Origin of the sequence: Streptomyces pathocidini (genome assembly GCF_001418495.1) — a bacterium.
GTDB classification, from domain to species: domain Bacteria; phylum Actinomycetota; class Actinomycetes; order Streptomycetales; family Streptomycetaceae; genus Streptomyces; species Streptomyces pathocidini.
Genome location: NZ_LIQY01000679.1, coordinates 1 through 3,197, shown reverse-complemented (window position 1 = coordinate 3,197; position 3,197 = coordinate 1). Strand labels below are relative to the sequence as shown.

The window sequence follows — 3,197 nt, the reverse complement described above, 5'->3', positions numbered from 1 at the left end:
GGCGCCGCGACCGCGGCGCCCGCGCTCTTCGGTACGGACGCGGTGACCCGCACATTCGACACCCCCGAGTTCCGCGGGATCACCTTCCACGAGATCCGGGCGCGCACGATCGTGAACCGGGTGCCGGGCGCCTCGCGTATGCCCTTCGAGTGGACGGTGAACCCGTACCGCGGCTGCACGCACGCGTGCGTCTACTGCTTCGCCCGCAAGACCCACGGCTATCTGGACCTGGACACCGGCGCCGGGTTCGACTCGCAGATCGTCGTCAAGGTCAACGCCCCCGATCTGCTGCGCCGGGAGCTGGCCTCCCGCAGATGGCAGGGCGAGCACATCGCGATGGGCACGAACGTCGACTGCTACCAACGGGCGGAGGGGCGCTACGGACTGATGCCGGGCATCCTCGCCGCGCTCCGCGACTACGCGAACCCCTTCTCGATCCTGACGAAGGGCACGCTGATCCTCCGCGACCTCGAACTGCTGCGGCAGGCGGCCGCGGTGACGAACGTCGGCACCTCCGTCTCGGTCGGCTTCCTCGACCGCGAGCTGTGGCGCACGGTCGAGCCGGGGACGCCGTCGCCGGAGCGGCGCCTGGAGGTGTGCCGGACGCTGACGGCCAACGACATCCCGTGCGGGGTCCTGATGGCCCCGGTCATCCCGTTCCTCGGCGACTCCCCCGGCCAACTGCGCGCGACCGTGCGGGCGATCGCGGCGGCGGGCGCGACCTCCGTGACCCCGCTCGTCCTCCATCTGCGGCCCGGGGCGCGGGAGTGGTTCATGGCATGGCTGGCGCGGCACCACCCGCAGCTGGTCCGGCGGTACGAGACGATGTACGCGGACAGCGCGTACGCCCCCAAGTGGTACCAGCGGCGGATCACCCGCCAAGTGCACGAGTACGCGACGGAGTTCGGCATAGGACCCTCCCGGCCGGGCGGCCCACGGCGGCTGCCGGCCCCGGCGGAGCCCGCCGCCACGGAACCGCAATCCACGCAGTTGACCCTGCTCTAGCCCTGTCCGGCGCCTAACCTGTCGGCCATGCTGCGCGTGCGGGAGATGACGGAGGCGGACATCGAGGCGGTCGCGGCCATCAGGGTGCGCGGATGGCAGTTCGCGTACGCCGGGCTGATGCCGCAGGCGTACCTCGATGCGATGACCGTCGAGGAGGACGCCGAGCGGCGCCGCGAGCACTTCGCGCGCGGACGCCTGGCGGCGGACAACCTCGTGGCCGAGCGCGGCGGCAGCGTCGTGGGCTGGTCCTGTACGGGCCCGTGCCGCGACGAGGACGCCGAGCCGGGGGACGGCGAGCTGTACGCGCTCTACGTGCGGCCCGACCAGGTGGCCACCGGCGTCGGCCGGGCCCTGCTCACGGAGTCCGTCCGCCGCGCCACGGCCCGCGGCCACGCGCACCTGCGCCTGTGGGTTCTTCAGGGCAACACCCGAGCCCGCCGCTTCTACGAATCCGCCGGCTTCACCCCCGACGGCGCGGAGGAACCCTACGAGGTGGACGGCGTCCCGGTCCCGGAACTCCGCTACGCGCTGCCGCTGCCGCTGCCGCTGCCGCAAGGCACCCATCGCCAATAGCACCCCGTGCGCGAGGCGTACGCGGGCCCGAAAGGGGCGCACGAGGGCAATGTGCGGCAAAAGACCTGCCTATCGATCCGTCAACCAGCCTGTAAATAGGATTGATTCGGGCATTCTTCAGGGGCGACATCCAGCCAGGGGGAGGCAGGAATGGATCTGCGTACGGGGGCGGCCCAACGATGCTCCGCGGCCGACGAGAAGGACCCCAAACCGTGTGACGGGCCGTGGACGGCGGTGACGACGTTAACGGCGGACGGAACAGAGATCACCGGGTGCCTCCAGCACAGCGCACGACTGCTCGCCAGTCTGGAAGGCTCCCGACTGCACCCGCTGGCAGCGCTCGCCCCATGGGCGGTGGACGTCTACTGCCGCGCGGCCGAACTACCACCCTTCGCATGGCTGATCGGCCTGTAGCCGAACCGCCGGCCGGCCGCCTGTAACCGAGCCCAGGCGGTCGGCAGCACCTTGACGCCCCCTCAACTTCCCAGCCGCGCAAGGGCCGCCGCGGCCGCGGCGGTGAGGCGGGGATGGTCGCGGGCCGATGCCAGGGTCGGGATCGCGCCGGCGTCACCCAGCGCGCCCAGGCCCTCCACGCACGCGAGGGCCACGCGCGCGTGGGAGTCCACCGAGGCGGTGGCCGCGTCCCTCGGCGCCAGCAGGCGCCGCAGGGTCGCGGTGAGCGCCGGTACGGACTCGGGCGCGCGCAGGGCGGTCAGCAGCCGGACGGGGTGGAGGGCGTACGCGGTGCGCAGCGGGTTGGTCGCGAGGGCCGCGGCGGCCCGGGCGGTGCGGGGGTCGCCGAGCCGGGCCAGCGCGACGGCCGCGGTCGCGCAGCGCGGCGGGTCGCGGTGGTTGAGCAGCAGCACCAGCGTCTCGAAGGCCCGCCGGTCGCCGGCGCAGCCGAGCCCGTAAGCCGCGATCTCCCGCGCCCACAGCGGCTGCCCGGGCTCGGTCAGAACCTGAGCCAACTCATGGTTCCCGCCACCGCCACCCGACACCCCGGCCACACCCGGCCCTCCGCCGTCACCGCGACTGCCGTCACCGCGACCGTCGCCGCCGTCTCGTAAAGCCGAGGACGCCAGGGCGAGCAGTCGCTCGTGGGTCTTCTGCTGCTCCGGTCCCGTCAGTTCCGCCCGCGAGCGGCGCGCCAAAGCGCGAAATTCGTCTTCCATTCCCCGGCCTCTCCCCCGCCGTGGCCCGCGCCACAGCTTTCCCCGCCAACTTCCCCTGGCGGACTCGGTTACTCGCGAGTTAGCCTCTTGGTACGGGCACACCCGCTCGGGCGGCCTGGTGACGCAGCCGCCGTGCGGTCGGTCTTCGCACCGCACCGCACACCGCGCAGAAGAGCACGCAGTACGGCATGGCCCCGGGACAGGGCCTGGCCGCCTTCCCGCCGGGCAGCTTCGGTCTGCCCGCCGTGCATCACCACATCACGCAACTCCCCTTCCGCGTACGCCCGTTCACGCACCCTCCAGACGAGGCACGCACCGCGCGCACGACGGAACCCCTCAGTCGTCACTCTCCCCGCGGCCGGGCCCGGGGAACACCCTCAGGAGTCTCGCGATGGACCCTCTGTCCACACCGGATCCCATCACTTCCCCCACTTCGGCCCCCTCTTC

4 protein-coding genes are annotated in these 3,197 nt (G+C 72.6%); 3 read left to right on the top strand and 1 reads right to left on the bottom strand.

The genetic code is table 11. The annotated features are described in order from the left end of the window. The 3 genes from AOK16_RS24395 to AOK16_RS26185 all read left to right on the top strand — a co-directional run. On the top strand, nt 1-1,005 hold a 1,005-nt coding region (locus AOK16_RS24395; RefSeq protein ID WP_055474266.1), incomplete at its 5' end, for an Rv2578c family radical SAM protein. Nucleotides 1,006-1,032: 27 nt separating this feature from the next. After that, on the top strand, nt 1,033-1,578 hold the full coding sequence (locus tag AOK16_RS24390; RefSeq protein ID WP_055474265.1) for a GNAT family N-acetyltransferase: 546 nt from the start codon (nt 1,033-1,035) through the stop codon (nt 1,576-1,578). A 150-nt stretch (nt 1,579-1,728) separates the two neighbouring features. After that, a complete protein-coding gene (locus AOK16_RS26185; protein ID WP_079101757.1) occupies nt 1,729-1,992 on the top strand; it encodes a hypothetical protein in 264 nt (87 codons plus the stop codon). Between the two features lie 62 nt (nt 1,993-2,054). Here AOK16_RS26185 and AOK16_RS24385 read toward each other — a convergent pair whose 3' ends face one another. After that, nucleotides 2,055-2,750, bottom strand: coding sequence for a HEAT repeat domain-containing protein (locus AOK16_RS24385; protein WP_079101755.1), 696 nt, complete (start codon nt 2,748-2,750; stop codon nt 2,055-2,057). Nucleotides 2,751-3,197 lie beyond the last annotated feature (447 nt).

Bases quoted from the DNA above. Each gene is read 5' to 3' on its own strand.
- AOK16_RS24390 (WP_055474265.1), top strand. From the start codon at position 1,033: ATGCTGCGCGTGCGGGAGATGACGGAGGCGGACATCGAGGCGGTCGCG.
- AOK16_RS26185 (WP_079101757.1), top strand. From the start codon at position 1,729: ATGGATCTGCGTACGGGGGCGGCCCAACGATGCTCCGCGGCCGACGAG.
- AOK16_RS24385 (WP_079101755.1), bottom strand. From the start codon at position 2,750: ATGGAAGACGAATTTCGCGCTTTGGCGCGCCGCTCGCGGGCGGAACTG.